Raw genomic sequence first — 24,682 nt, forward strand, 5'->3', positions numbered from 1 at the left:
TTGTTGGTCTGAGGCTAGCTCCTGAAGACCGGGGCGTTGGGGTCCAACGCGGCCTGGTACTCGTCGCGCATCTTGTCGCCGCCCTCGCTCTTCCAGCGCTTCACGGCGTCCTTGAGTTCGTCGATCTTGGCGCGGCCGGTGATGATGTCCACTACCTTGTCGCGCAGTTGCTTGGTGATCTTGGCGCCCACCTTGGCGTTGGTGTCCGAGTAGGAACCGTTGGTGGGGTTGCGCCACGCGAACTCGAGGAGCTTTTCCTCCTGCTTGCTGACGTAGCGTGTGTCGTCGTCGAAGCCCGGGTTGAAAATAACGTTTTCCGGACTGGCCATGATGTTCAACGCCGATACCAGGCCGGGGGCGTTGGTGGTGCCGGTTTCGGTGCGTGCCGGGGTGCCGGAGGCGTCGATGGTGTAGTCCTGGCCGAGCTCGCCGAAGTTCTTTTGCATGTATTCCACGGTGCCGAACGGCGCCGACAGGTAGTTGATCAGCGCGAGGAGCTCGCGGATCTTGCCCTCGTCCGCCTTCTTGAATGGTGTGAAACCGACCGTTCCGTACCCCATGTCGTAGACGGGCTTGACCTTGCCGTCGGCACTGAAGGGGATCAAAATGTCGAACTGGGCGTCCTTGTTCAGCGAGCGGTAGCTGCGGATGTCGTGCGGACCCACCACAACCTGGGCTGCCACGCTGCCATTGGCTACGCGCGAACGGATGTCGGTGGCTTTGGAGTCCGGGTAGAAGACACCGGCGGCGAACATTTTGGCGGTGAACTCCACACCGGCCAGGTATTCGTCGGTTTCGTAGAGGTGCGTCAACGTGCGGTCCTTGTTCACTGCCCAGCTGTTCGGGGCACCGAACCACTCCGTGACCATGTGCAGTGCGTTGATGTAGGCGGGCTCCAACGCGTACTTCTGCTCACCGGGACGCGTCAGTTCCTTGGCCTTGTCCAGGAACTCATCAGCGCTGCCGGCCTCAAAGCCCCCTACCTGCTCCCACACAGCATGATTGCCCACATAGACCTGGCCGAACGGGGTGCTCGGGATGGGAGCTCCCCAGATCTTGCCATTGACGACGGCGGTCTTCCAGGAATCGGGCTTGAGGGCCGCGAGGTTAGGGTACTCAAGGACGGCGTCGCCCGAGAGGTAGGGCGTCAGGTCCTGGAACTTGGCTTCCAGCATGGGGCCGACGTTGGGGATGCCCTGGTTCGGCGGAACCCACATCATGTCCGGGAGGTCGTTGCTGGCAAGGACGGTGGCGAACTTCGCCGGGTAGCCGTCGCCAATGTCCTCGGCGATCTGCAGCTCCAGGTCGCCGCCGAGCTTGGCGTTGAGCCTCTGCCAGAACGGGTTGTCCTTCAGCCCGGGGCTCATGGTGTCGAAGGTTTCGGTCAGCCCGGTCACTTTGCCTTTGAGGGGCGGAGTCTTCACGGACTGCACGGCGGTGGGCAGCTTGAAGTACCCGGCCTGGAGGCCCTTGGCATTGCCCGCAATATCGGGGGTGACTCCGGTAAATTCCTTGTACGTGGGCAGTTTGACCGAAGCTGAGGCGGCAGCGCCGCCATTGCTCGCGGACCCGCCACCACCGCAGGCGGACAAGCCGACGGCGGTCACGGCCAGGCCTGCGAGGCCAAGGAAACCGCGGCGGCTGAATCCAGCCTGTGAGGTAGTGCTCGTCATGGCATAACCCTTTCTGGTTACTTGCTTCATGGTGTGTTGTGTCAGTTCTTTGGCGGGTCCGCGGATGCGGTCAGCCCTTCACTGCGCCGGTGATGACGCCCTTGGCGAAGTGCTTTTGGAGGAACGGGTAAACCATCAGGATGGGGACCAGGGCAACCACCACCACGGCCATCTGGATGGACTGCGGTGGAGGCGTGGTGGTGATTCCGAGCTGATCTGCGGCACCGCTGCCCTGGACTACGAAGTTGCGGAGCAACAACTGGATGGGCCACTTGGAGTGGTCGTTGATGTAGAGCAGTGCATTGAAGAAGGAGTTCCAGAAACCCACCGCGTAGAACAGGCCGACGACGGCGATCACGGCTTTGGACAGCGGCATGACGATCCGCCACAGAATCTGCCAGTCGTTGGCGCCGTCGATCCTGGCGCTTTCAATCAGTTCCCCGGGGATGTTCATGAAGAAGGACCGCATGACCACAAAGTTGAAGGCACCGAAAATGCCGGGAAGGATCAGCGACCACAGCGAGTCCAGCAGCCCCAGCTGACGGATCATGAGGAAGGACGGAATCAGGCCCGGTGCAAAAAGCAGCGTGAACAGCACTGCCAGGATCACCGGCCGGCCGAAGAGGACAGTGCGGCTGGTGGCGTAGGCCATGGTGATGGTCACAAACAGCGCCAGGATGGTGCCTACTGCCGTGATCAGCATGCTCACACCCAGGGACTGCAGGACCATGGGGCCTTTGAAGATGGTGGCATAGGCCTCGAACGTGGGTCGCTCCGGCCAGAGGACGAACCCGCCTGCCTTGACGAGCTGCTCCGTATCCGCAAGGGACGTCGAAACCACCAACAGGATGGGGGTCAGGATGGAGATACTGAAGACGATCAGGACGACTGCTTTGACCGTTTGGTAGAGCGCGGAAGGTTTTTCCTTCCACACCGGGCGTTTGGGGTTGTACGTCAGTTCCCGGGGTTTCCTGGTGAAAAGTGTTGTTGCCATGGGTTCTCCTTGTGCGGCTGCCGCGCGGGCCTGCGTGGCTCTCAGCGCGCTTGTTTTGCGAAGATTCCGTCTTCTCCGAAACGGTGGGCAAGTTTGTTGGCGCCGTAGATCAGCAGGGCGCTGACCACACCTTTGGCGAGCCCGGCTGCTGCGCCGGAGCTCCAACCGCCGCCCACTACGCCGGTGTAATAGGTGAAGGTGTCCAGCACTTCCGCAGCTCCGGCCCCTACTGCGTCACGCTGCAGGATGAACTGCTCAAAGCCGACGGACAGGATGTCGCCGATCCGAAGGATCAGCAGGAGAACGATCACCGGCCGGAGCCCGGGGAGGGTGATGTGCCACATCCGGCGCCAGCGCCCTGCACCATCTGCCGCGGCTGCTTCGTAGAGTGACGCGTCAATGCTGGCAAGGGCTGCCAGGAAGATGATCATGGCCCAGCCGGCGTCCTTCCAGATCATCTGGACCACCACCATGAGAGGGAAGGTCTCGGGGTTGGTCATGAACGGAATCGGGTCCATGCCCCAATCACGGAGCAGGTTGTTGACGAATCCCGCACCACCGAGCATTTGCTGGAAGAACGCAATTACCAGGACCCAGGACAGGAAGTGCGGCAGGTAGGCGATGCTCTGGAAGATCTTGCGGACCCGGGTGCTGATCAGCGAGTCGACAATCAGGGCCAGCACCAGGGGCACCGGGAACAGGAAGACCAGTTGCCAGGCTGCCAGGTACAGGGTGTTCCAGAAAGCGTGGAGGAAGTCCGGGTTTCCGAACAGTTCCACGAAGTTCTGCCAGCCAACCCACAGGCTGTCACCGATGCCCAAGTAGGGCTGGTAGTCCTGGAACGCGATGACGTTGCCGAGGATGGGAATGTAGAAGAAGAGCAGCAGAAAGGCCACGCCCGGCACCATCATGAGCAGCATCTGCTTGTCTCGACGCAGGCGTGACCGGAAGCTTTGCTGCGGAGCCTTGCCCTTCCGCTTCTTTGGGCCGGTTCCGGGTGGCTTGCTGCCCGCCCTGGCCGGGACTCGGCGAGCTTCGGGCAATGCCGGAGCCTGTTCCGTCGTCGAGTTCATGCTGTCTCCTCAAGTGCTGAGCCCAAATCATCAATGTGATTCAGGCCACGCTCGTTAACCGTTTAACAAACGATAAGTGACGCTTTCCACTTTTGCAAGAACATGATTGAAACTGATCACAGAAATCACTTTCCATCACTTTGTTGTGCAGGGTGGCGCTTCCCTGACGACGCTCCGCACCTGCACGCGCCATTCGCCCCCGTAAGTGCTGGTGCGCAGGGCGGCAAGGGGTGCGTGCCAGGGGTGTACGGGGTGCGCAGGGCGGCAAGGGGTGCGTGCCAGGGGTGTACGGGGTGCGCTGGGCGGCAAGTGGTGCGTGCCAGGGGTGCGGACAAGGGGTGCGAGGGGTGTACGGGGTGCGCTGGGCGCGGGTGCAACAGGCGCAACAGGTGCGGGCCAGGCCTCCGGCGCCGCTAAAGTACTAGCAGACGGAGTTCAGACAGAGAGTTCACATGGCAGATTGCTGCAGCCCAGGCGCAGGCGCCAGGACGCATACCCATCAGGGCAGATCCCTCGAGCGGGGCCGGTCCCTCCCCCTGCACACCATAGGTGTTCGAGCCATGGCGGGCGACGCCGTCGAAAAAGCTGCGGGCACCGCCGTCGAAAGTGCGGCGCCCTCAACCGGAGCATCCGAAACATCCGACGTCGACATTCCGGCCGGCACCTTCGCCATGGGTGATCCGTTCGGCGAAGGCTACGACGGAGACGGCGAAACTCCCGTGCACGAGGTACAGGTGTCGGCGTTCCGAATCAGCGCCACCACGGTAACCAATGAGCAATTTGCCGGCTTTGTCGACGCCACCGGGCACCGCACCGAGTCCGAGCTCTACGGGACCTCGGCGGTGTTTCACCTGGCCGTGAAAGCCCGGCCGGAGGACATCCTGAACCGGGTCAGCCCGGTCCCCTGGTGGCTCAATGTCCGCGGAGCTGACTGGGCGCACCCTGCGGGGCCGCTCTCGAACTGGACAGACATCCCCGACCGCCCCGTGACCCACGTGTCCTACAACGATGCCCTGGCTTACTGTGCGTGGGCGTCCGGCAGGCTCCCCACGGAAGCCGAATGGGAATACGCCGCGCGCGGTGGCCTGGCCGGGCAACGCTACCCGTGGGGCAACGAACTCCACAACGGAACTCCGGGCCAGGACGCCCACAACTGCAATATATGGCAAGGCAATTTCCCGGTCCGCAACGACCTCGACGACGGCTACCTCACCACCGCGCCGGTCCGTTCATACAGCCCCAACGGCTACGGGCTCTACCAAACCAGCGGAAACGTCTGGGAATGGTGCAGCGACTGGTTCCTGCCCAAGTACTACAGGACGTGCCAGGCTCAGGGCACGGTGGTGAACCCGCCAGGCCCGACGATCGGCAGCGGGCGGGTCATGCGCGGAGGCTCATACCTTTGCCACGATTCCTACTGCAACCGCTACCGGCTGTCCGCGCGCAGTTCCAACACGCCCGACTCAGCCAGCGCCAACCTGGGTTTCCGGACAGTGGCCCTCTGACTCAGGCGCGGGCCTCTGACTCAGGCGCGGGCCTCTGACTCAGGCGCGGGCCCCTGACTCAGGCGCGGCCGTGGGCCCGATGCCCGAGCTTCCCTTTGGGTCCTGCCGGAAGTTCGCCTGACACGATCCGCGTCGCGGTCACCGCAGTGCCGTCCTTGATCCCGCTGGCGTGCACGGTGTCACCGGCCTTCAGCTCAGCAACCGTGGCCGAGGGCAGCATGGGCTTGCCCTTTCCGTTCCGGAGCTGCGACAGGTCCGTCGGGATCTTGGTGATGCGGGTTTCGGCGTTGATGGCATACCGCTGGGTGAAGCCGTCTTCGCTCTTGACCGTGACCTCCGAGTCGCTCACCGATTCAATGGTTCCGGCCTGGGTGACCACGGTGCGGTAGCTGCCATCCTGTTGTTTCACGACGTGCTCGCCGTGGATACCTTTTCCGCGTCCCTCCGCGGCCTTGGTGTCCGCTGAGGTGGTCGGGCTTGGTGAGGCGGTGGAGCTCGACGGCGAAGGGCTCGGTTGGGTGCCCGCCCACACTGCGGCGGTCCCACCTCCGGTCAACGCGACGGCGATCCCACCGGCAAGGAGGACCTTTCGAAATCCTGGTGTGATGGTGCCCATGCATCCATTGTGCGCGCGTCAGGACAAAAAAGTAGCCCGCCGTGGTGGCGTTCCGGATGGGAACGGGCACCACAGCGGGCTACTTGCGGTCAAGCCAGGGGATCAGCCCTCGACGCCGAGCTTCTGCAGGATCAGCTCGCGGACACGGCCGGCGTCGGCCTGGCCACGGGTGGCCTTCATGACGCCGCCAACGATCGCGCCGATGGCCTGGACCTTGCCGCCTCGGATCTTCTCCGCGACATCCGGCTGCGCGGCGAGTGCGGCATCGATGGCTTCCAGGAGGGGGCCGTCGTCGGACACCACGGCCAGGCCGCGCTTCTCGACGATCTCAGCCGGAGTTCCTTCGCCGGCGAGCACGCCGTCCAGGACCTGGGTGGCCATCTTGTTGTTGATCTTGCCGTCTTCAACCAGCTTGTTCAGCTCCACGATGACCTGTGGGGTGACACCCAGCTCGGAAGGCTCGACGTCGGCAACCTTGGCGCGGCCAACGATCTCGCCCATCCACCACTTGCGGGCAACGTCAGCAGACGCTCCTGCTGCGATGGTTTCCTCGATGGAATCCATGACGCCGGCGTTCACCACATCGCGGAACTCGAGATCCGAGTAGCCCCAGGCTTCCTTGAGGCGCTTACGGCGTTCCGCCGGGGGCTCCGGGAGGGTAGCGCGAAGCTCCTCCACCCACTCACGGGAAGCAACGACGGGAACCAGGTCCGGCTCCGGGAAGTAGCGGTAATCGTCGGCGTCGGACTTGGGGCGACCGGACGTCGTCGACCGCGTATCCTCGTGCCAGTGGCGTGTCTCCTGGATGACCGGCTCGCCGGATTCCAGGACGGCAGCATGGCGCTGGATCTCGTAACGGACGGCGTGCTCGACGGCGCGCAGCGAGTTCACGTTCTTGGTTTCCGAACGGATACCGAAGCGCTCCCGGCCGTGCGGCCGCAACGAAACGTTGGCATCGCAACGGACATTGCCGCGCTCCATCTTGGCATCGGAAACCCCAAGGTTCTTGACGATTTCGCGAACAGCCGCAACGTACGCCTTGGCCAGTTCCGGTGCGCGGCTTCCGGCGCCCTCGATCGGCTTGGTGACGATTTCCACCAGTGGCACACCCGAACGGTTGTAGTCCACCAATGAGTAGTCGGCACCCTGGATACGGCCGGCAGCGCCACCCATGTGGGTGAGCTTTCCGGCGTCTTCCTCCATGTGTGCGCGTTCGATCTCCACGCGGAACACCGTGCCGTCTTCCAGCTCGATGTCGAGGTAGCCGTCATACGCGATCGGCTCGTCGTACTGGGACGTCTGGAAGTTCTTGGGGGTGTCCGGGTAGAAATAGTTCTTCCGGGCAAAACGGCATGATTCGGCGATCTTGCAGTTCAGGGCAAGGCCGATCTTGATGGATGACTCCACCGCCGTCTTGTTCACCACGGGAAGGACACCGGGCATGCCGAGGTCTACTTCGTTGACGTTGGTGTTCGGCTCGTCACCGAAAACGTTCGGAGCGGAGGAGAACATCTTGGTCTTGGTGTTGAGCTCCACGTGGACCTCGAACCCCAGGACGGGATCGTACTTCTCCATGGCCTCTTCGAAGCTCAGGGTTGCGTCGACGGACATTAGTTGGAACCTCCGGCGGTAGTTGCGGCAGCGCCAAGTGCTGGTGCCTGCGCGAGCATCGGGCCGCCCCACTTCTCTTCAAGGATGGATTCAAGGACAGCACCCACGCGGTACAGGCGGGCATCCTCGCGGGCCGGAGCCAGCAGCTGGATGCCGACCGGCAGGCCGTCTTCGTCGGCCAGGCCGCCCGGCAACGACAACCCCGGAATGCCGGCAAGGTTGGCCGGAATCGTCGCGACGTCGTTCAAGTACATGGCCAGCGGATCGTCGAGCTTCTCGCCGAGCTTGAACGCCGTGGTGGGCGCCGTCGGAGAAATCAGGACATCGGCCTGGGCGAAAGCGGCATCGAAGTCGCGTTGGATCAGGGTGCGGACCTTCTGGGCCGAGCCGTAGTAGGCGTCGTAGTATCCGGCACTTAGTGCGTACGTGCCCAGGATGATGCGGCGCTTGGCCTCGTCACCGAAACCTGCCGCGCGGGTGGCTGCCATGACACGCTCAATGGTCATGGGGCCGTCCTTGGGCAGGACGCGCAAGCCAAACCGCACGCCGTCGAATTTGGCCAGGTTGCTGGACACCTCGGACGGCATGATCAGGTAGTAGGCACCCAGGGCGTACTTCAGGTTGGGGCAGGAAACCTCAACGATTTCAGCTCCGGCATCCTTGAGGATCTGGAGGGACTCGTTGAAACGGTTCTCGACGCCGGCCTGGTAGCCCTCGCCGTGGAGTTCCTTCACAATGCCGATCTTCATCCCGGCTACGTTGCCCATGCGGGCGGCGGCCACCAGGTTGGTGAACGGGTCGGTCAGGGACGTGGAGTCGAAAGGATCGTGCCCGCCGATGACTTCCTGCAGCAAAGCGGAGTCCAGCACCGTACGGGAAACCGGGCCGATCTGGTCCAGCGACGACGCCATGGCAATGGCGCCGTAACGGGACACAGCGCCATACGTCGGCTTGACGCCCACGGTTCCGGTGACGGCGCCAGGCTGGCGGATGGAACCGCCCGTATCGGTGCCCAGTGCCAACGGGGCCTCAAAAGCGGCGACGGCGGCCGCGGAGCCACCGCCTGAACCACCAGGAATGCGGTCCAGGTCCCAGGGGTTGCGGGTGGGACCGAATGCCGAGTGCTCCGTGGAAGAACCCATGGCGAATTCATCCAGGTTGGTCTTGCCCAGGATGGGCATCTTGGCTGCGCGCAGCTTCTTGACCACGGTTGCGTCGTACGGGCTGTGCCAGCCCTCAAGGATCTTCGAACCAGCTGTAGTCGGCTGGCCAATGGTGACAATGAGGTCCTTGACGGCGATGGGCACGCCGGCAAGGGCGTGCAGTTCCTCGGCGGCGGACCCCCCGGCGGCGCGGGCAGCGTCAACCTCGGCGGCTACGGTGAGCGCTTCTTCCGTGTTGACGTGCAGGAAGGCATGTACCTGGCCATCGACGTCGGCGATCCGGTCGAGGTGCGCCTGTGTCACCTCGACAGCGGATACGTCGCCGGAGGCCAGCTTGGCTGCGAGATCAGCAGCGGAGTGGCGGATGAGTTCGTTCTTCAGTTCAGTCATCAGTAATTAGTCCTCATCCAGGATTGCCGGGACCTTGAAACGGTTCTCGTACGCATCCGGAGCGCCGGACAACGCCTGCTCAGCCGTGAACGTGTGACCCACGACGTCCTCACGGAACACGTTGGTCAGCGGAATCGGGTGCGACGTGGCCGGCACGTCCTCTCCCGCGGCTTCGCTGACGGACTTCACCGAATCAACGATGACGGCGAGCTCGCCGGCCATCCTGTCCAGTTCTTCGGCACTCATTTCAATGTGAGCCAGACGCGCAAGATGCGCGACGTCGTCACGGTTGATCGCAGCCATGGATCTCCCCTGCAAAGTTCAAATGGTTTTCCGAACCAGTCTACTTGGCCGGGCACGCGCCTCGGTCAGCCCTCAGCCGCAACTGCTTCAGCGTCCGGTCCGGGTTCAGGTTCCTGATCCGGTTCCGGCCCGGACAGCGTCTTGAAGACGGTCCATCCGACGGCAGTGACGGGAACGGCGAGCAGTGCACCCACGATTCCGGCGATCATGGTGCCGGCAGCAAGGGCCAGCAGGATCGCCAGGCCGTGAATGCTGAGGACCCTGCCCATCAGGAGGGGTTGCAGGAGGTGGTGTTCCAGCTGGTTTGCACCGACGACGACGGCCAACACAATCAGGGCCGTCACAGGACCATTGGAGATCAGGGCGACGGCGACCGCCAAGGTTCCCGCGGCCGTAGCGCCGATAATCGGGATAAACCCTCCAATGAAGACGAAGGCGCCCAGCGGCAACGCCAAGGGAACGCCCAGGATGGCCAAGGCCACCCCAACGATGATTCCATCCGTTGCGGCAACGATGGCAGTTCCGCGGACGTAGCCGCCCAGGACAACGGCGCTGCGTTCGATGGCCATGTGCGCTTTGGGGCGGCGTTCGGCGGGCAGGAAGCCGATGAGGAAGTTGCGGATCTTGTGCCCGTCCTTGAGGAAGAAGAACAGGATCACAGCCATCAGCACCATTCCGGCCAGGATTTCCCCCAATGTCCGTGCCCCGGTCAGTGCTTCCGTACCAAACGAGCTGGAGGTGAAGAACCGCTGTACCGATTCGCGGGTGTCGTTGATTTGGGCGTCGCTCACCGGGATCGGTCCGGAGGTCAGGAAATCGTGGAGGTGGTCGAGGCCGGCAACCGCCTTCGCTGTCAGGTCTTTCGACTGTGCCCGGATGAGGAACACGATCCCCGTCACAATCCCGCCGAACACCACAAGGATTCCCACGAACGAGGCCAGTACGGCGAGGGCACGCGGCCAGCCGTGCCGGTCAAGCCAACGCACCAGCGGCGCGATCGCAGCGGCCAGGATCAGCGCGATCGTGAGCGGGATCAGCACCAGTGGGACACGGGTCAGCGCCCAGATGACAGCCCAGGCCAGCGCCCCTACAGTCAGGGCCTGGATGGAGCGGATGCTGGCACGTCCCAGACCGTCGGCCCATATCGCGGGCAGGCCGGCGCGAAGGTCAGGCATGGCAATCTCCTTCTCAGCGCCCTCGAAGATGTTGGGCGTTCAGTTCTTCCAGGTGCTCGTCGGTCAGGTCGTCGAAGCCTCGGGCCTCACGCTTGTCGCTGCGCGAAAACCGGATGAACATCAGGATGATGAGCGGCAGGTCCACGATTTCACAGATGAACCACAAAGCATCCCCCGCCAACTGCTGGTCACGCAAGGGATCCGGGAACCAGCCCAACGCCGCTTGCGTCGTCATCACGTGATCGAGCACCTGCCCGTTAAGGCGGAGCAGGATGCCGGGGACCGCATCAATCAGGAGCTCAATGAAGACGAAGACGAACTCCAGGGTGATATAGGCACTGGACCGCTGGAAATCGGCTTCCTCGATGATGGGCAGTGCCATGAGAAGGCCCAGCAACGGAATCAGGATGGTCAGGAGAGCCTGCGCCAAAGGATCGGCCCGCAGGGTGTGGAAGGCAGGGGTCAGGAAGGTGGAGAACAGCGCCAACCCCAGGAGCGGCGCAGCGAGCGAATTGCTGACGAATCGCACGGCGGGATGGGCCAGTACGGTGTTCAGCCTCTCGATGCCGGAGGGAGGCAAGGCGGCACGGGCCAGTGAGATCGGCCTGCCCAATCCGATCAGGAGCGGCACCACGAACAGGAGCAGGGAAACCTTGACTGTGAAGGCCCACCGCAGGTCTGAGCCATAGACTCCGAGGAACCCGCAGGTAAGCACGGCCAAGGATCCGAGGCCCAGGACATAGAACGCGACGGTTCGCCAGAGGGGCCAGCGGTGGCCATTGGCGGCGGCAGACTTCAGTCCAAGACCGTAGAGCACGCCGAAAGCGCTGATCATGATCACAGCTGCCCAGTCGATCTGCCAGGCGCTGACGAGAACGTCAAAGGGCGGCACAGAGCAATGATAGGCACCTGTGGGCGCCCTTGGGTATTTCCCAGAATCGCTCAGTAGCATAGGCCCGCCCCCACCCAGAGGAAAGGCCAGTGCCGTGATCGGTCGCCACGAACGCCCCGCCCCCAACTCACCGGATGGTGATTCTCCCCGCTACCCCGGACAAGGAAGCCTTGTCGAGGAAAGTACCGGCTCACCGCGCCGCAGACGCCCCCGCTGGCTCCGGATTGGGGTCATTGTGGTTGCTGCTGCAGTCGTTGGAGTCCTTTGCTTTGGCGGCTACTGGCTGTGGCGGCTTCAATCGAATATCTCCACCACTTCCCTTGGAGCAGGCGGCCAGCGAAGTGAAGGTCCGGTTGATGACAGGAAGGACCGCCTCCAGATCCTGGTGCTGGGCAGTGATACCCGGAGCGGTAAGAACAGCCAGTACGGAACGGCGGACCAGTCCTCCGGCTACGGGCAGTCCGATGTCATGATGCTGGTGGACATCTCCGCGGACAACAACCACGTGAACGTCATCAGCTTCCCCCGGGACCTCCTGGTGGACGTCCCCGCCTGCAAGGACCAGGCAAGCAACGAGCAGCACGACGCCCGCCCGGGCGTGATGATCAACAGCGCCATGGCCGAGGCAGGAATCGGCTGCGCTGTTGACACCGTCAACAAACTCACCGGGCTGGAAGTGGACCATTTCATGATGGCCGATTTCAACGCAGTCAAAGAGCTGACCACCACGGTGGGCGGGGTGGACGTGTGCGTCAATTCCGCCGTCGACGATTCCGACTCGGGCCTCCACCTCCCCAAGGGAACCTCCCAAGTGCAAGGCGACCAGGCCCTGGCGTTCCTCCGGACACGCCACGCTTTTGCCGACGGCGGCGACCTGGGCCGCATCAAGGCCCAACAGTCCTTCCTGGGCTCCCTCACCAGGAAACTGAAGTCGGAGGGGACGCTCAGCGACCCCCAAAAGCTGCTGGGCATCGCCGATACGATGACCAAGAACCTGACGGTGGACACTGGCCTGGCCTCGGTTCCTGCCTTGCTGACCATTGGCGACCGGCTCAAGAACATCGACCCCGCCAAGGTGAACTTCATCACCGTGCCCACCGTCCCGGCCCCGTCAGATCCCAACAGGCTCGGACTGGATGAACCCGCAGCCTCGAATCTCTTTGCTGCCCTCAGGAACAGTGCGGACCTTGCACAAGCCGGAACCCCCTCCCCCGCGCCGTCAAGCTCCGAAGCCAAACCCGCCTTTGACAAAGCACTCCAGCCCATCAGCATTGCCAACGGAACCGGTGTTACCGGCAGAAGCAACGCAATCGCGGCCTTGGTCACGGCTGCGGGCTACACCAAGACCGTCCGGCTGCAGGGCCAACCCCGCGCCCAAACCATGGTGTACTACCAGGCCGGCTTCGCCGACGTGGCGGCGGACATCGCCGGGATGTTCGGCCTCCCGGCAGCAAACGTCCAGGAGGTGACGGGTATCCAAGGCGTGCAGCTCTACGCCGGTGAAGACTTCGTTTCCGGCGACAAGCCAGCTCAAAGCACTACGCAGGGCAACATCCCCACACAAACGGCAAATGACCAGACCTGCCAGGCTACGAACCCGGTGGGCTGATCATTTGCCGTCAGTGTGGGGGGCCGGACACTCCTGCCACCCACGTCGGTCAGCCGATGCCGATGGCTCCGGTCAGGACTCCGACGGCCAGCATCACGATCGAGATGACTGCGGTCCGCCACAGGACCTTCTTGTGGTGGTCACCCAGCTCCACCTTTGCCAGGGACACCAGCAGCAGGATGGCGGGGACCAGCGGGCTCTGCAGGTGGAACGGCTGGCCGGTGATGGAGGCGCGGGCCATGTCCGCTGCACCAACGCCGTAGTGCGCTGCGGTTTCGCTGAGGACGGGCAGGACGCCGAAGTAGAACGCGTCGTTGCTCATGAAGAACGTCATGGGGATGCTCAGGACGCCCGTGATGATGGCCATGAACGGACCCATCTCGGCAGGGATGATCTGGACCAGCCACTCGGACATTGCCTTCACCATGCCCGTGCCGTTCAGGACACCGGTGAGCACAGCGGCGGCCATGACCATGCTGACAACGGCGACGATGGACGGTGCGTGGGCGATCAGCTGTGCACCCTGGTCCTTGACCTTGGGGAAGTTGACCAGCAAGGCGATCGCGGAACCGACCATGAAGACGAACGGCAACGGAACAATGTTGGCGACCAGCGTGACCATGACAGCCACGGTGAGGACCAGGTTGAACCAGAAAAGCTTTGGACGCAGGGTCTTGCGGTTGGGGTCCAGCGCGGTGTCGGCCATGGCGGTGTCGTGGTCGTCCACCAGTGCTTGGGTACGTTCCAGGACCGCGACGCCGGAACCTCCGCCGGTGCCCGGCTTGCCAACGGGAGCAGTTGAGCCGGTACGGCCGAATCCGAAGCGTCCCTTGCCGGAGCCGGAGCCGCCGGCGACAGAACCGCCGCGGCCGGTGCCGCCGTCGAACGCGTCAGCAGGATCGGCGACGTCGCCCCAGATCTCCGGAGCGACCGAGCGGAGGCGGTTGCGTTCCTGCAGGCCGAGCAGCCAGGAGAAGACCAGCACGACGATCAGCCCAACAATGAGCGAGGGGACCATGGGCACGAAGACGTCGTTGACGTCGAGCTTGAGCGCAGTGGCAGCGCGGGCAGTGGGGCCACCCCACGGCAGGATGTTCATGGTTCCGTTGGCGAGGCCGGCGACGCAGGTCAGTACCACGGGGCTCATCTTGAGGCGCAGGTAGACGGGGAGCATCGCGGCGGTAGTGAGGATGAACGTGGTGGAACCGTCCCCATCGAGGGAGACCGCTGCTGCCAGGATCGCGGTGCCCAGCACAACCTTGGCCGGGTCGTTGCCCAGCTTGCGAAGGATGAACTTGACCAGCGGGTCGAAGAGTCCGACGTCGATCATCAAGCCGAAGTAGATGATGGCGAACATCAGGAGCGCGGCCGTTGACGTCATGGACTTCATCGAATCCATGACCATGGGTCCGATGCCCAGGCCTGCCCCTGCGAAGAGACCGAAGATGGTGGGGACGATGATCAGCGCCAGAACCGGCGTCAACTTTTTGGTCATGATCAGGACCATGAATACCGCAATCATTGCGAATCCAAGCAAAACCAGCATGGCCGGCTCCTTTACTACTGTGAAGGGCACCACATCGATGTGATGCGCACTACAGACAATAGGGTGGCGTCGATCACGGACCGGGGTTTCAGGGAATTGTTCAGGATAGTGCTCGTTGCGCACGTTTTGCGCATTGTGCTCAGTGCTTCAATGGAGCAGGAGGAAAGGAGCAAAGGTGCCTGTTTTCAGCAAGGTGGGTATGCGGTTCTCCACCCAGACCCTCCTCCTCCAGCTCGGAGTGGTCCTGCTGGTGGTCCTGCTCAGCGGCGCCGTCCACGCCTGGTTGGTGTACGGACGGATCGGTGACGAGGCCGAAAACCAGGCCCTCACCCTGGCCAGGACAGTCGCGGCAGATCCGGACATCAGGACCGGCGTCCAGGAAATCAGCAAGGAAGAGGGGACCCCGCCGGCGGATGTGCTGGCAGTCGGCCCACTCCAGGCCGCGGCCGCAGCCGTCCGGGCGCGCACCGGAGCCCTCTTCGTCGTCATCACGGACGAGACAGGCCTGCGCCTGGCCCACCCCGACCTTGCCCGGCTCGGCGAACGTGTGAGCACCGACCCCTCCGTAGCCCTCGCCGGGAAGGAAATCACCACCCGGAATACCGGCACGCTGGGCCCCTCAGCCGGCGCCAAGGTCCCCGTATACTCCCCCGATGCCGCCGGCACCATCGTGGGTGAGGTCAGCGTGGGCTATTCCGTGGAGTCCCTCAGCAACAGCCTGGCACGCGACATTGTGCCCATTGCGTTCACCGCCGGCGGCGCGCTCCTCGCAGGCGTGCTGGCCTCCTTCCTCCTCCGGCACAGGCTGCAGCGGCTCACGCTCGGCTTGGAACCGGAAGAGATCAGCACCCTCGTCCACGACCAGGTGGCTGTGCTCCAGGGGGTGGACGACGGCGTGATCGGCATAGCCGCCGACGGCAGGATCTCCGTCTTCAACGCAGCCGCCTCCCGGCTGCTGGACCTGCCCGATGCCACCGGCCAGGACTGGGCAACTGCGGGCGTCCCCGAACAGCTCAAGCAGCTGACGCAGCCTGCGGCCCGGGATGCAGAGCCCGTCGAACTTGTGGCCGGCGGCCGGGTTTTGGTGGCCAGCGCGCGGAAAGCATGGCATCGGAAAGAGGATCTCGGATGGGTTGTCATGCTCCGTGACCGCACCGAGCTGCAGCAGCTGACACGCCAGCTGGACGCTGTCGGGACAATGTCCACGGCCCTGCGCGCCCAACGCCACGAGTTCGCCAACCAGCTCCACACCATCGCCGGTTTCATGAGCATCGGACAATACGATTCCGCGAAGGAATACCTCGCCCGGATTTCCGCCACCGGTCCCCTGAAATTTCCCGTTGAGCAGGCCGAACTGCTCCAGGACGCCTACCTTCAGGCCTTCATCGGCGCCAAGGGAGTGGAGGCCTCCGAGCGCGGTGTGAGCCTGCGCGTCGGGCCGGAGACCTTGGTCCGTGGCCACGTCGCCGATCCGCAGGACGTCACCACCGTGCTCGGCAACCTCATAGACAATGCGGTCAGTGCCGCCGTCGCCGGTTCCGCCGCGGACCGTTGGGTGGAAGTGGAACTGCTGGACGACGCCGGACGCCTGCACCTTGTAGTGGGCGACTCCGGAGACGGGCTGGGTGCCGCGGACCCGGAGGACATCTTCACCGAAGGATTCACGACGTCGGCGCAACCGGTACGCTCGGGGGCTGGACAAGGATTGGGGCTGGCTTTGGTGCGGCAACTGGCACGCAGGCGCGGAGGTGATGTCCGCGTCCTGGAACACGGCAGCGAGGGTGGCCCGGGCGCGGTGTTCATGGCCACCATTCCCGGGGTCATGGATGAAGGGCCCACAAGCTCAACGGAGAGGGAGGACCGCAGTGGTTGAGGATCTGAGGGTGCTGATCGTCGATGACGACTTCCACGTCGCGCGGCTGCATGCGGCGTACGTCGATTCGGTGGCGGGCTTCATGGCCTTGGCGCCTGCGGGGTCGGTATCCCAGGCTTTGCAGGCGATCCACAGCCTGCGCCCGGACCTGGTGCTGCTGGACGTGTACCTGCCCGACGGTTCCGGACTGGACCTGCTGGGGCAGCTGGATGTTGATGCTGTGATGCTGACTGCCGCCTCTGACGCGCAGTCCGTCCGCGTTGCCCTGCGGCGGGGCGCCTTGGGCTATATGCTCAAACCCTTCACCGCTGAAACCTTGTCCCAGCAGCTCCGGTCCTACGCGCGCTACCGCAGGATCCTCGGCCAACAGCCCAACATTGACCAGGGCACCATCGAACGGGCCAAACGCTCACTCATTCCAGGGGATGTATCGCCGGCGGCCAAGCCCCGGTCCGCCACCGAAGCCGCGGTCCTGGAATCCTTGCTTCCCGGCGAACAGTACTCCGCTGCCGAAGTCGCGGAACGGGTTGGCGTTTCCCGCGCAACAGCGCAAAGGTACCTGTCGTCGCTTGCTGATGATGGCGCCGTCGAAATTCAACTACGGTACGGAACCACGGGGCGCCCGGAACACCGGTACGGCATCCCGGGCTGACCCAAATATTTGGCTGCTACGCGGACTTCTGCGCTACGAGCTCGATCTCCACCAGCATCTGCGGGTCCAGGAACGGCAGGACGTGGACCAGGGACAACGTGGGCCGGATCTCGCCGAAGACTTCTCCGTGGGCACGGCCGGCGTCCTCCCACTTGCTGATGTCGGTCAGGTACAGCTTGGACTGGACGACGTCCTCATAGGAGAAGCCGGCATCTTCGAGGACAGAGCCAAGCTTTTCGAGGATGAACCTGGTCTGGGAGTAGAAATCATCGCCGACAATGCCGTTTTCGCCGGAGGCTGCCGTAGCGGAAATGAAGAGGGTGTTATCCACCTGGACCGCGCGGGAGTAGCCAAGGGTCTGTTCCCAGACCGAACCCGTGCCGAATGTCTTGCGCATGCCGCGCCTTCCTGTCGTTGCGCCCGGTCCGGTGACCGGCGCTTCGAAGGAAACTTTATTGCTGTCTGAGCTCGAGCCTGTAAACGAACAGTTTTATGTCGGTGCCGGGCACGAACCAGTCCCTGTGCGGGGCGCGGTCAAAGCCGGTCCGCGAGTAAAGGGCATTGGCGCTCTCCCACGTGGCACCCGTGGTCAGGGATACTGCGTTGATCCCGGTCATCGCCTTGGCTTTGTCCACGACAGCCTGGACCAGCGCGCGGCCAGCCCCGGAGCGCTGGACTGCCGGATCCACCACGAGGGTGCGAAGTTCCAGTTCGTCGTCCAAGCCGATGTCCGAGAAGCCGCCACCGGCCGGTGCCGCGGTCACGGATCCGATAACCTCGCCGTCACGCTCAGCCACCAGCACGTCGGCGTGCTCTGCCCGGCCGGCCACATCCTGGAGTTTCTGCAGGTACGGGTGGTCGGCGTCACCGTAGTACCCCGCAGTGACGTAGGAGTCCTGCGTGATGCGGGCAACGTCGTCGTAGTCTTCGGGCAGGGCGGGACGGACGGTAATCGGGGAAAGCACCTACCAATGGTAGTCGCCGTCCCGGTGCCGGAACCGCCAAATAGCGCTTTCCGTGATGGAACTATCAGTCATGAACAGTAGTCACGACGCCGGTTGTCGGGGTTGCGTCCGCACTTTTTGTGTTGCTTTCCGTGGCGTCGAATTGAGCCGGGTTGCGTGCCGTGAACCCCGGTTTCGCGCTGTTGCGGGCACATGTCGGAGCGCTGGCGGTGTCCGTGAGGGGCGTGTTTGAGTTGCCCCACACCACAGCTTGCCTCCCCCATCAGGTATGAACCGAGGAGAACCCCCATGACCGAACCACAGCGCCACCTCCACCTCAACGCCTTCCTCATGAGCACTGGCCACCACGAAGCATCCTGGCGCCTGCCGGAGAGCGATCCGTTGGCCGTCACCAAGGTGGAGCACTACCAGCAGCTGGCCCGAACAGCCGAACGCGGGAAGCTGGACTCCATCTTCTTCGCCGATTCCCCGGTCCTGTTTGGTGAAGTGGGCCGCCGTCCCGCCGGCAAACTGGAGCCCACAGTATTGCTGACCGCCATCGCGGCAGCGACGCAGAAGATCGGGCTCATCGCCACCGCCTCCACCACCTACAACGACCCCTTCAACCTGGCACGCCGTTTCGCGTCAGTGGACTGGGTCAGCGGAGGCCGGGCAGGCTGGAACGTGGTCACTACTGCCGGACCCGACGCCGCCCGCAACTTCGGCGTGGACGACCAACCCGCCCACGCTGTCCGCTACGAGCGGGCAGCGGAATTCATCGAGGTGGCCCGGAAACTCTGGGACAGCTGGGACGATGACGCCGTGCTCGCCGACAAAGCCGCCGGCGTGTGGGGTGACGATACAAAAATCCGCGTCATCGACCACGAGGGCAAGCATTTCCGGGTCCGCGGGCCGCTGAATGTACCGCGCTCCCCCCAAGGCCACCCCCTGATCGTCCAGGCCGGATCCTCAGAAAACGGCAAAAACCTCGCAGCACAATACGCAGAAGCAGTCTTCACCGCCCATCAAACCCTCGCCGACGCGCAGGCGTTCTACACGGACCTCAAAGCACGCACCGCTGCCGTGGGCCGTAACCCGGAGGGTATCAAGATCCTGCCGGGCATCGTCCCGGTGATTGGCTCCACGGAGGAAGAAGCGCTGAAGCTGGAGCGCGAACTCGACCAGCTGATCAAGCCTGAATACGCTCGGGAGCAACTCGCCAAGACCCTGCGGCTCTCCCCCGAAGACCTTCCGTTGGACCGTCAGCTGCCCGCGGACCTTCCCTCGGAAGACGAAATCGAGGGGGCCAAAAGCCGGTACACCTTGATCGTGGAACTGGCCCGCCGCGAAAAACTCACCGTCCGGCAACTGATCGGCCGTTTGGGTGGTGGGCGTGGACACCGCACCTTCTCCGGCACTCCGGAACAGGTAGCAGACGCCCTCCAGGATTGGTTCCTCGCCGGGGCTGCCGACGGTTTCAACATCATGCCGCCGGTTCTTCCCTCGGGGTTGGAAGTGTTCGTGGACCAGGTAGTGCCGATCCTTCAGCAACGCGGTCTCTTCCGCACCGACTACACGGCCTCCACGTTGCGCGGTCACTACGGTCTGGAGCGGCCCGTGAGCCAGTACGCCCACGCCGAAGCCAAGGAGCTCACCTCCATCGGCTCAGCGTTCTAGCCCCTAGCGCCTGGGCCAGCTCCACGACGGACCCTCGAGGGACCCCAGGCCCTTGATCCTGGTTTCGCCCATGTCCTTGTACAGCTCATGCTCATGCGCCGCGCCGCTCTCGCGAAGCGCCTTGAGCAATGCCTCTGAATGGGTCACGACGATCATCTGGCTGCTGGCACTGGCTTGGACAATCAATCCAGCCAGTGCCGGCATCAGGTCCACATGCAGGCTGGTCTCCGGTTCGTTGAGCACCATCAATTCCGGCGGCCGGGGCGTTAGGAGCGCAGCAGTCAGGAGTAGGAACCGCAACGTACCGTCTGAAAGCTCTGCGGCTTTCATGGGCCGCAGCATTCCGGGTTGGCGAAGCTCCACGCTGAACCTGCCGTCGTTGACCGCGACCTCCAGCCGGCTTCCGGGAAAGGCGTGGTCGACGGCGGCATCCAACTGCCGCTCGAAGCCCACCTCCCGCAGCGTCTGGAGGGCCGCCGCCAGGTCCCTTCCGCTATGGTGCAACACGGGGGTTCGCGTCCCGATCTGGGCTTGCCGGGCAGGAGCATCTGCGTCCGTGCGGAAATGATCGTAAAACCGCCAGGACCGAACCGAATCCCGCACACGTAACACTTCCGGGGCCCGGTCCTGGTCCGAGACTTCCGTCAGCATGCTCTGGAATGTGTCCAGCCGCCGGGAGAGCTCAGTCCAGTCCCCGCCCGGTTCCCGCAGTTTGGCGAGGCTTCCCTTGCGATCCACCAACAACGAACCCGGCCGGGCCACTGGTCCCGAAAAGATCTGTTCCCTCTTGATCTCGGGGTCCAGGCTGAAGGCGGAGCGGTGGGGCCTGCCCGTGGCTTCGTCAAAACCGGAACCGCTGGCAACCGGCATCCCGAGGTCCACCAAGTATCCGAAGTCGTCACCGGAGTAGCCCAGTTTCAGGTTCACGGATTCCCGCCGGACCGTTCCTTGGACGGGGACGTCGCCGCGCCGCATGGCCTCGCTGATGGACTCCGGACCGGCCCACAAAGTGGACGACAAACCGCCGTCCCTGGCCAGGGAACCCACCACGTTTCCGGAATCCCCGCCTGCGCACTCGGCCAACAGCCGCAAGGCTCGGTACAACGAGGACTTGCCGCTGCCGTTGGCCCCCGTCACGACATCCAGGCCGTGCAACTCCATGGCGAGGTCCCGGATGGAACGGTAGTTGGCGATGGCGAGTGTGGTGATCACGGGGCGGTGGTCACAAGGGGAATTTGCCGGACAGTTCCAACGCCCCGGCGCACATCCACGCCGCCAAGCGGTCTTCGGTGCTCGGCCCGCCGTCGAGCGGGCTCCGAAGCCGTGGCCGGCGAACCCAGCAGCCGGCCTCTTCCGCGATCAGCGCTCCCGCGGAAAAATCGTGCTCGTTCAGTCCACGTTCCCCATAGGCGTCAAAGGTGCCATCGGCCACCATGCAAAGATCCAACGCCGCCGAGCCCAGGCGCCGGACGTCGGCGAAGCCGTCCATCACCTCACCCAGACCCTGCAGCTGGCTTGCGCGGGTGGCGGGGTCGTAGCTGAAGCCCGTTGCCAGGATCAACCCCTTCCGCCCAGGAACCGGCCCTTCGAGGCGTGTTGACTGCCCGGCAGCTTCAACCCAGGCGCCGTGTCCACGGGCGGCCGAGTAGACGCGGCCCAGCGCCGGCGCGTGCACCACCCCAGCCAGCCACACGCCGTCGGAGTCCGCCACGGCAACGGACGTTGCGTAGTAGACGATGTTGCGGATGAAGTTGGTGGTCCCGTCCAGCGGATCAATGGACCAGCGATACCCTGAATGGTCTTCGGGCCGGGTGGTTCCGTGTTCTTCCCCGGTGAGCGCATCATGCGGGCGTTCGGCCAGGATTGCGTCGCGGACTGCGTTCTCCGCCGCGACATCGAAGGCGGTGACCCAGTCGCCCGCTTCCCCTTTATTGGTGGTTTCCAGGCCCTCCCCGGCGGTTCCGCTGACGGACCGGCGGGCAAGGACAGCTGCGCCGGCAGCGGCGGCACGCTTGGCAACTGCAAGCAACTCCAAGGGATCGGTCATTCGGATGCTGCCTCCGCTACGGGGTCAGCAACCGCGGCCGCCTCTTTGCCCTCGGCGGAGTCCTTGGCCGCAGGTCCGTTGGCCAACAGCTCACGGAAGCCGTCCTCGTCCAGCACGGGAATGCCCAGCTGTTCAGCCTTGTCCAGCTTGGTCCCTGCGCTTTCGCCGGCCACGAGGTAGCTGGTGTTCTTGGAGACTGACCCCGAGGCCTTGCCGCCGCGGATGATGATGGCTTCCTTGGCTTCGTCCCGGCTGAAGTTCGGAAGCGTTCCCGTGACCACCACGGTCAGGCCTTCAAGTGTCCGGGGCATTGAGGAGTCGCGCTCGTCCTCCATCCGAACCCCCGCAGCAGCCCAGCTGTCCACGATCTCGTTGTGCCAGTCCACGGCAAACCATTCCTTAAGGGCCACGGCAATGGTGGGACCAACGCCGTCCACGTGCGCCATTTGCTCTTCGGTGGCGTTCCGGATGGCGTCCATGCTGCCGAACGCCGTAGCCAGTGCACGGGAAGCCGTGGGGCCGACGTGCCGGATGGAGAGCGCCACCAGCACCCGCCACAAGGGCTGCTTCTTGGCTTTCTCCAGTTCCGCAAAGAGTTTCTCAGTGGTCGCCGTCGGCTTGGACGGGGTTTTGGCGGTTCCCTTGGTGTAGAAGTACGGGACGAGTTCGAACTCCCCCGTGCCCACGCCCTTGGAGCGCTTTTCCCGGCGGATCAGGACATTGGCAAGGTCCTCCCGCGTCAGGCTGAACAGTCCGGCCTCGCTGGTAAGGGGTGGGGTTTCCGGCTCCGCAGGCTGTGTCAGTGCAACGGCCGCTTCCCAGCCCAGCGCTTCAATATCGAACGCGCCCCTGCTGGCGACGTGGAACACGCGCTCCCGCAACTGGGACGGGCAGGACTTGGCGTTGGGGCAGCGGATATCCACGTCCCCTTCCTTGGACGGGGCCAAAGGCGTGCCGCAGGAGGGACATTCGGTGGGCATCACGAACTCGCGGACCGGTGGGTCCTGTTTGTCCCGCAAGGCCAGGACCGGCCCGACAATTTCAGGGATGACATCGCCGGCTTTCCGCAGGATCACGATGTCCCCGATCATGACGCCCTTGGCCTTCACCACATCCTGGTTGTGCAGCGTAGCCATGCCCACGGTGGAACCGGCAACCTTTACCGGCTCCATCAGGCCGAACGGGGTGACCCGCCCTGTCCGGCCGACGTTGACCATGATGTCCAGGAGCTTGGTGTGCACTTCTTCCGGCGGGTATTTGTAGGCCGCTGCCCACCTGGGCACCCTGGAGGTGTAGCCCAGGGCGCGTTGCGTGGCGAAATCATCGATCTTGACCACGATGCCGTCGATCTCGTGGAGGAGGTCATGGCGGTGCTCGCCGTAGTGCGCGATGAATTCGAGGACGCCTTCGTAGGTGTCCAGCACTTTCGAGTAGGGACTGACCGGCAGCCCCCATTCGGCGAGCAATTGGTACGTTTCCGATTGGCTGGTGGCCTCCAGTCCCTCACGGGCGCCGATGCCGTGGACGAACATGCTCAGTGGACGCTTCGCCGTTTCGGCCGGATCCTTCTGACGCAGGGAGCCCGCTGCCGCGTTGCGGGGGTTGGCGAGGGGCGCTTTTCCTGCAGCCACCAGGCTCTGGTTGAACTCAGTGAACGCCTTGGACGGGATGAAGACCTCGCCCCTGATTTCGACTTCGGTGGGATAACCGGAGCCGCTGAGTTCCCGCGGGATTTCCTTGATGGTGAGGACATTGTGGGTGATGTCTTCCCCGGTGGTGCCATCCCCGCGTGTGGCCGCGCGCACCAGTTTGCCGTCACGGTAGAGGAGGTTCACGGCGAGGCCATCGATTTTCAGTTCGGTCAGCCAGTGAATAGGCGGCACCCTGTCACCCAGCTTCGCGACGGATGCTTCGGCCTTGCGGACCCAGGCTTCGAGTTCGTCCAGCGAAAAGACGTCGTCAAGGCTGTACATCCGCTGCAGGTGCGCCACTGCGGCGAACGCCGATGAGACTTCCCCGCCGACTTCCTGCGTCGGGGAATCGTTGGAGACGAGCTCCGGATGAAGCGCTTCCAGCTCCTCCAGGCGACGGTAGAGTTCATCAAACTCGGCGTCCGAGACCGTAGGCGAGTCTTCCTGGTAGTAGGCATACCGGTACTTGCGGACGAGGTCGGCTAATTGCTCATACTCGTCCCGCAACGACCCTGAAGGCGGGGTCCCTTCCGCTTCGACGACGGCGGCCGCCGCACCTTCACCTGTGGTTTCTACCGGATTCGCAATTTCTGGTGTGCTCACAGATCTATCTTGCCGCAAGCCACCGACAATAAAGCGCTGTTAGTGGGAGGAGAGCCGGTTCTTGCTCCAGAGGGCGAACCCCAATCCACCCAACCCCACCAGCAGCACGCCACCCAGGATGCCGAACAAGCCCATCAGGTTGGGCCCCGTGAATGAGTTCGATGCCAGCACCGCGGCCTGCGTTGGGTGGCCCTTGTCCACGGGCGTGTTCCAGTTGGAGGACTTGGTGGGACTCGGGCTTGCAGTGCTGGGTGTCGCTGAAGGAGTCGCCGACGGCGTTGCCGACGCCGCCGTGGTATCCGGGGCCTGGGTTGGCTCCGGGGTGCTTTGTGCCGGATTGGCCACCTGGGGTGCCACGGTGACGAACTGCGTTACGGCCGGCTGTTGTGGAACCTGCACGGGAGGGGCCGGCGCAACCGGTGCCGGTGCGGGCTGGGTTTCCCGTACACGGGTGGGCTCCGGCTTCGGTGCGGGCTTCTGGTCGAGTTCCGGCGCCAGCCCCGGCTGGGTCGGTGAAGGGTTCACTGCTCCCTCGGTGGGGGCGCAGGCAAGCTTTCCTCCGCAGGGGACGGCTTGGGCAGCGGCGGCGGGCGCAAGCAGCAAGCCAGCGGCCAGGAAAACGGCAGGGACAACAGAGTGTCGCAT

Annotated in this window: 21 protein-coding genes; 5 read left to right on the plus strand and 16 right to left on the minus strand. The window is 64.0% G+C overall.

All coding sequences use genetic code 11. The features are described from left to right. Positions 1-14: 14 nt before the first annotated feature. The 3 genes from ACNQOP_RS09175 to ACNQOP_RS09185 form a co-directional block, all read right to left on the minus strand. Positions 15-1,673, minus strand: coding sequence for a sugar ABC transporter substrate-binding protein (locus tag ACNQOP_RS09175; protein WP_416404265.1), 1,659 nt, complete (start codon positions 1,671-1,673; stop codon positions 15-17). Between the two features lie 70 nt (positions 1,674-1,743). Beyond that, positions 1,744-2,667: a carbohydrate ABC transporter permease gene (locus ACNQOP_RS09180; protein WP_235519572.1), complete on the minus strand. Its 924-nt coding sequence runs from the start codon at positions 2,665-2,667 to the stop codon at positions 1,744-1,746. A gap of 41 nt (positions 2,668-2,708) precedes the next feature. Then, a complete protein-coding gene (locus ACNQOP_RS09185; protein ID WP_235519571.1) occupies positions 2,709-3,740 on the minus strand; it encodes an ABC transporter permease in 1,032 nt (343 codons plus the stop codon). A 560-nt stretch (positions 3,741-4,300) separates the two neighbouring features. On the opposite strand from ACNQOP_RS09185, the gene ACNQOP_RS09190 reads away from it, so the two are divergent. Then, positions 4,301-5,245, plus strand: a complete 945-nt coding sequence (locus tag ACNQOP_RS09190; protein WP_416404268.1) for a formylglycine-generating enzyme family protein — start codon at positions 4,301-4,303, stop codon at positions 5,243-5,245. A gap of 58 nt (positions 5,246-5,303) precedes the next feature. On the opposite strand, the gene ACNQOP_RS09195 is transcribed toward ACNQOP_RS09190, so the two are convergent. The 6 genes from ACNQOP_RS09195 to ACNQOP_RS09220 all read right to left on the minus strand — a co-directional run bounded on the left by ACNQOP_RS09195 (position 5,304) and on the right by ACNQOP_RS09220 (position 11,395). Further along, positions 5,304-5,861 (minus strand): DUF5666 domain-containing protein, encoded by a 558-nt coding sequence (locus tag ACNQOP_RS09195; RefSeq protein ID WP_284986202.1) that lies wholly within the window; start codon positions 5,859-5,861, stop codon positions 5,304-5,306. A gap of 102 nt (positions 5,862-5,963) precedes the next feature. After that, positions 5,964-7,472 carry an Asp-tRNA(Asn)/Glu-tRNA(Gln) amidotransferase subunit GatB gene (gene gatB, locus ACNQOP_RS09200; RefSeq protein WP_257368523.1) on the minus strand — a complete coding sequence of 503 codons (1,509 nt, stop codon included), beginning with the start codon at positions 7,470-7,472 and terminating at the stop codon, positions 5,964-5,966. Next, positions 7,472-9,025, minus strand: a complete 1,554-nt coding sequence (gene gatA / locus ACNQOP_RS09205) for an Asp-tRNA(Asn)/Glu-tRNA(Gln) amidotransferase subunit GatA (RefSeq protein ID WP_416404269.1) — start codon at positions 9,023-9,025, stop codon at positions 7,472-7,474. The genes gatB and gatA overlap by 1 nt, the downstream gene beginning before the upstream one ends. A gap of 6 nt (positions 9,026-9,031) precedes the next feature. After that, positions 9,032-9,328 carry an Asp-tRNA(Asn)/Glu-tRNA(Gln) amidotransferase subunit GatC gene (gatC, locus tag ACNQOP_RS09210; protein ID WP_167264767.1) on the minus strand — a complete coding sequence of 99 codons (297 nt, stop codon included), beginning with the start codon at positions 9,326-9,328 and terminating at the stop codon, positions 9,032-9,034. A 65-nt stretch (positions 9,329-9,393) separates the two neighbouring features. After that, positions 9,394-10,503, minus strand: a complete 1,110-nt coding sequence (locus ACNQOP_RS09215) for an AI-2E family transporter (protein WP_284986201.1) — start codon at positions 10,501-10,503, stop codon at positions 9,394-9,396. Positions 10,504-10,516: 13 nt separating this feature from the next. Continuing rightward, positions 10,517-11,395 (minus strand): cytochrome c oxidase assembly protein, encoded by an 879-nt coding sequence (locus ACNQOP_RS09220; RefSeq protein WP_416404271.1) that lies wholly within the window; start codon positions 11,393-11,395, stop codon positions 10,517-10,519. Positions 11,396-11,489: 94 nt separating this feature from the next. Here ACNQOP_RS09220 and ACNQOP_RS09225 point away from each other — a divergent pair, with 94 nt between their 5' ends. Next, positions 11,490-13,004, plus strand: a complete 1,515-nt coding sequence (locus tag ACNQOP_RS09225; protein ID WP_416404273.1) for an LCP family protein — start codon at positions 11,490-11,492, stop codon at positions 13,002-13,004. Between the two features lie 49 nt (positions 13,005-13,053). Here ACNQOP_RS09225 and ACNQOP_RS09230 read toward each other — a convergent pair whose 3' ends face one another. Beyond that, the gene (locus ACNQOP_RS09230) at positions 13,054-14,550 is read right to left on the minus strand and encodes a CitMHS family transporter (protein WP_416404275.1); all 1,497 of its coding nucleotides are present in this window, start codon (positions 14,548-14,550) and stop codon (positions 13,054-13,056) included. A gap of 199 nt (positions 14,551-14,749) precedes the next feature. Between ACNQOP_RS09230 and ACNQOP_RS09235 the strand changes: the two genes are divergently transcribed. Together ACNQOP_RS09235 and ACNQOP_RS09240 are read left to right on the plus strand one after the other, a co-directional pair. Further along, positions 14,750-16,423 (plus strand): ATP-binding protein, encoded by a 1,674-nt coding sequence (locus tag ACNQOP_RS09235; RefSeq protein WP_416404397.1) that lies wholly within the window; start codon positions 14,750-14,752, stop codon positions 16,421-16,423. Further along, positions 16,416-17,075 carry a response regulator gene (locus tag ACNQOP_RS09240; protein WP_284986197.1) on the plus strand — a complete coding sequence of 220 codons (660 nt, stop codon included), beginning with the start codon at positions 16,416-16,418 and terminating at the stop codon, positions 17,073-17,075. Before ACNQOP_RS09235 ends, ACNQOP_RS09240 begins: the two co-directional genes overlap by 8 nt. A 16-nt stretch (positions 17,076-17,091) precedes the next feature. Here ACNQOP_RS09240 and ACNQOP_RS09245 read toward each other — a convergent pair whose 3' ends face one another. Together ACNQOP_RS09245 and ACNQOP_RS09250 are read right to left on the minus strand one after the other, a co-directional pair. Then, complete coding sequence (locus tag ACNQOP_RS09245) at positions 17,092-17,472, minus strand: RidA family protein (protein WP_235519550.1); 381 nt, start codon at positions 17,470-17,472, stop codon at positions 17,092-17,094. A 55-nt stretch (positions 17,473-17,527) separates the two neighbouring features. Then, complete coding sequence (locus tag ACNQOP_RS09250) at positions 17,528-18,040, minus strand: GNAT family N-acetyltransferase (RefSeq protein WP_416404278.1); 513 nt, start codon at positions 18,038-18,040, stop codon at positions 17,528-17,530. Positions 18,041-18,328: 288 nt separating this feature from the next. Between ACNQOP_RS09250 and ACNQOP_RS09255 the strand changes: the two genes are divergently transcribed. Continuing rightward, complete coding sequence (locus ACNQOP_RS09255) at positions 18,329-19,696, plus strand: LLM class flavin-dependent oxidoreductase (RefSeq protein ID WP_416404280.1); 1,368 nt, start codon at positions 18,329-18,331, stop codon at positions 19,694-19,696. Positions 19,697-19,699: 3 nt separating this feature from the next. Here ACNQOP_RS09255 and ACNQOP_RS09260 read toward each other — a convergent pair whose 3' ends face one another. Genes ACNQOP_RS09260 through ACNQOP_RS09275 form a run of 4 tightly spaced genes read right to left on the minus strand, consistent with a single transcriptional unit; the run spans position 19,700 to position 24,682 of the window. Continuing rightward, entirely contained in the window at positions 19,700-20,908 is a 1,209-nt protein-coding gene (locus ACNQOP_RS09260) for an AAA family ATPase (protein ID WP_416404282.1), read from the minus strand. Between the two features lie 10 nt (positions 20,909-20,918). Next, positions 20,919-21,743, minus strand: coding sequence for an inositol monophosphatase family protein (locus tag ACNQOP_RS09265; protein ID WP_284986192.1), 825 nt, complete (start codon positions 21,741-21,743; stop codon positions 20,919-20,921). Beyond that, positions 21,740-24,037: an NAD-dependent DNA ligase LigA gene (ligA, locus tag ACNQOP_RS09270; RefSeq protein WP_416404284.1), complete on the minus strand. Its 2,298-nt coding sequence runs from the start codon at positions 24,035-24,037 to the stop codon at positions 21,740-21,742. Before ligA ends, ACNQOP_RS09265 begins: the two co-directional genes overlap by 4 nt. A 39-nt stretch (positions 24,038-24,076) precedes the next feature. After that, complete coding sequence (locus tag ACNQOP_RS09275; protein ID WP_416404286.1) at positions 24,077-24,682, minus strand: hypothetical protein; 606 nt, start codon at positions 24,680-24,682, stop codon at positions 24,077-24,079.

Origin of the sequence: Arthrobacter sp. LFS091 (assembly GCF_047977885.1) — a bacterium.
Lineage (GTDB): Bacteria > Actinomycetota > Actinomycetes > Actinomycetales > Micrococcaceae > Arthrobacter.

Bases quoted from the DNA above. Each gene is read 5' to 3' on its own strand.
- ACNQOP_RS09235 (WP_416404397.1), top strand. From the start codon at position 14,750: ATGCGGTTCTCCACCCAGACCCTCCTCCTCCAGCTCGGAGTGGTCCTG.
- gatB (WP_257368523.1), bottom strand. From the start codon at position 7,472: ATGTCCGTCGACGCAACCCTGAGCTTCGAAGAGGCCATGGAGAAGTAC.
- gatA (WP_416404269.1), bottom strand. From the start codon at position 9,025: ATGACTGAACTGAAGAACGAACTCATCCGCCACTCCGCTGCTGATCTC.
- ACNQOP_RS09265 (WP_284986192.1), bottom strand. From the start codon at position 21,743: ATGACCGATCCCTTGGAGTTGCTTGCAGTTGCCAAGCGTGCCGCCGCT.
- ACNQOP_RS09195 (WP_284986202.1), bottom strand. From the start codon at position 5,861: ATGGGCACCATCACACCAGGATTTCGAAAGGTCCTCCTTGCCGGTGGG.
- ACNQOP_RS09175 (WP_416404265.1), bottom strand. From the start codon at position 1,673: ATGACGAGCACTACCTCACAGGCTGGATTCAGCCGCCGCGGTTTCCTT.
- gatC (WP_167264767.1), bottom strand. From the start codon at position 9,328: ATGGCTGCGATCAACCGTGACGACGTCGCGCATCTTGCGCGTCTGGCT.
- ACNQOP_RS09245 (WP_235519550.1), bottom strand. From the start codon at position 17,472: ATGCGCAAGACATTCGGCACGGGTTCGGTCTGGGAACAGACCCTTGGC.
- ACNQOP_RS09275 (WP_416404286.1), bottom strand. From the start codon at position 24,682: ATGCGACACTCTGTTGTCCCTGCCGTTTTCCTGGCCGCTGGCTTGCTG.
- ACNQOP_RS09185 (WP_235519571.1), bottom strand. From the start codon at position 3,740: ATGAACTCGACGACGGAACAGGCTCCGGCATTGCCCGAAGCTCGCCGA.
- ACNQOP_RS09180 (WP_235519572.1), bottom strand. From the start codon at position 2,667: ATGGCAACAACACTTTTCACCAGGAAACCCCGGGAACTGACGTACAAC.
- ACNQOP_RS09215 (WP_284986201.1), bottom strand. From the start codon at position 10,503: ATGCCTGACCTTCGCGCCGGCCTGCCCGCGATATGGGCCGACGGTCTG.
- ACNQOP_RS09190 (WP_416404268.1), top strand. From the start codon at position 4,301: ATGGCGGGCGACGCCGTCGAAAAAGCTGCGGGCACCGCCGTCGAAAGT.
- ACNQOP_RS09255 (WP_416404280.1), top strand. From the start codon at position 18,329: ATGACCGAACCACAGCGCCACCTCCACCTCAACGCCTTCCTCATGAGC.
- ACNQOP_RS09230 (WP_416404275.1), bottom strand. From the start codon at position 14,550: ATGCTGGTTTTGCTTGGATTCGCAATGATTGCGGTATTCATGGTCCTG.